Origin of the sequence: Rhodopila sp. (genome assembly GCF_035548235.1) — a bacterium.
In the GTDB taxonomy this organism is placed as follows: domain Bacteria; phylum Pseudomonadota; class Alphaproteobacteria; order Acetobacterales; family Acetobacteraceae; genus Rhodopila.
Window position 1 is genome coordinate 1 of sequence record NZ_DASZTJ010000107.1, and the last position, 2,074, is coordinate 2,074.

Genomic DNA, 2,074 nt, shown 5'->3' on the forward strand with positions numbered 1-2,074 from the left:
CTGGGGACTTGGTTCCAGTTCCGGGATAGGCTGGACCGCCGCGCCGCCTGATCCGCTGACCCACAGGCACCGCGTGGCGGTCGCTTGCCGTCGGAGCCAGATCCGTCCACCGCCTGCCGCTTCCATACGCCCGCATCGCCAGGAGTCTTGCATGACCGTGTCCCTGCCGCTGCCTTGCCACGACGAGAGGCGGTTAGCCGCCTGCCATTCCCCCGGCGTGGCCGCGCCGGCGCAGGGACCGGCCGCGTGACCGGCCGCGTGACCGGCGGCGACCCGACCGGCGCGATGGCCGAATGGGTGGCGGCGCCCGGCCGCGCCTGGTCCGCCCGCTGCCGCGCCGGCGCGCGGCTCGCCTTCCTGGACACGCTTGCCGTGATCCTCGCCGGGCGGGACGAGCCGGCCACCGCCGCGCTGGCCCCGGTGGCCGGGAAATGGGGTGCCGGGCCAGCCTGGACAGTGGTCGGCGCGCGGCTGCCGGCGCCCTGGGCCGCGCTGCTCAACGGCACCGCCGCGCATGCGCTGGACTGGGACGATGTGTTGGATCCGGCGATGAACCATCCCAGTGCCGCGCTGGTGCCGGCACTGCTCGCGTTGGGCGAGCAGGAAGGTGCGTCCGGTCCCGCCTGCCTGGACGCCTATCTGACCGGGTTCGAAATCATGGCGCGGCTCGGCGAGGCGATGAACCTGGCGCATTATCATCGCGGTTGGCACACCACGCTGTCGCTGGGCGCGACCGGGGTAGCGGCCGCTTGCGCACGCTTGCTGGGCCTGTCGGCGGAGGCGGCGCGCCATGCGATTGGCCTCTCGATCAGCATGGCTGGCGGCTCCAAGCGCCAGTTCGGCAGCATGGCCAAGCCGCTGCATGCCGGGCTGGCGGCGAAGAACGGGCTGCTGGCCGCGGAGCTGGCGGCGGCGGGCGTGACCGCGGCGGCGGAGGTGTTCGAAGGCGCCTGGGGCTATGTGGAAATGACCACCGGCGCCGGGGCCCCCGGCTTCGCCTCGGTGCTGCCGCGGTTCGGCGACCCGCCGGCGATGGCGCAGTACGGAGTCTGGACCAAGCTGTATCCCTGCTGTGCCAGCACGCACCGCCCTGTGGACGCCATGCGCGCGCTGGCGGCGGAGCATCGCTTCGGCGCCGCGGACCTGGAGGATGCGGCATGCTGGGTGTCCGCGGTGTCCAACGCCAATCTGCGGTTTGCCGACCCGGCCAGCCCGAGCGAAGCGCGGTTCAGCCTGCAATACACCGTGGCCGCGGCGCTGACCGACGGCACCCTGACCATGGACAGCTTCACCCCGGCGCAGATTGCCCGCCCGGCGGTGCGCGCGCTGTTCCCGCGGATCCGGATGCTGGTGGATCCCGCACTGCCGGGGGACACGCATGCGGCGGAATCGCGTGAAGCCGCGCGCGTGATGGTCCGCCTGCGCGACGGGCGGCAATTGGAACACCACGTCATCGATCCGCGCGGCCATCCCGGCGATCCGGCTAACGAGGCGGAGTTGGAGGACAAATTCCGTCTTGCCGCCGCCGGTGCGCTGGGCGGCGCGCGGACCGACGCGGCCTTGGACATGATCCGGCACCTGCCGATGCTGCCGTCGCTGGCGCCGTTGACCGCGATACTCAATAGATGACGAAGCGCCGGGGATGACGAAGCGCCGACCGACATCGCTATGCGCGTCGTGTGATCGGGGGAAGCGGCGGAGAGGCCAGTGTCTCGTCAGGTCGGGTGGCGTGCCTGGCCCGTCATTGACCTGATGCTCTTGTCGCTGGAGGAACGCTCATGTTGGCCGAAGCCCAGCCGACCATCGCGGGGGGCCTGGAGATTCCCTGGGCAGTCGCGCTCTTGCGGAGATAGGCGCGCAAGAGTTGGTGATTCAGCGAGAGCGGACGACGCGTGCTGGTTAGCAGGCAGACGGGCAGCGTCACCCGCGGCATGAACGGGCGGGTCACCAGGCCACCGAAACTCTCCCATGGAACGAGGTCGTCAACGAGCGCCACGCCCAAGCCCTGCTGCACGAATGACAAGGCGATCAACGACATATCGATCTCGATGTCGCAGCGTAACTTCATGCCCTC

The 2,074-nt window shown here is 70.7% G+C and carries 2 protein-coding genes; one reads left to right on the plus strand and one right to left on the minus strand.

The genetic code is table 11. The features are described from left to right. Window positions 1-246: 246 nt before the first annotated feature. Window positions 247-1,629, plus strand: coding sequence for an MmgE/PrpD family protein (locus VHB27_RS09445; RefSeq protein ID WP_325599615.1), 1,383 nt, complete (start codon window positions 247-249; stop codon window positions 1,627-1,629). Between the two features lie 112 nt (window positions 1,630-1,741). Here VHB27_RS09445 and VHB27_RS09450 read toward each other — a convergent pair. Next, window positions 1,742-2,074, minus strand: a 333-nt coding sequence (locus VHB27_RS09450) for a LysR substrate-binding domain-containing protein (RefSeq protein ID WP_325599617.1), incomplete at its 5' end; no start/stop codon positions are given.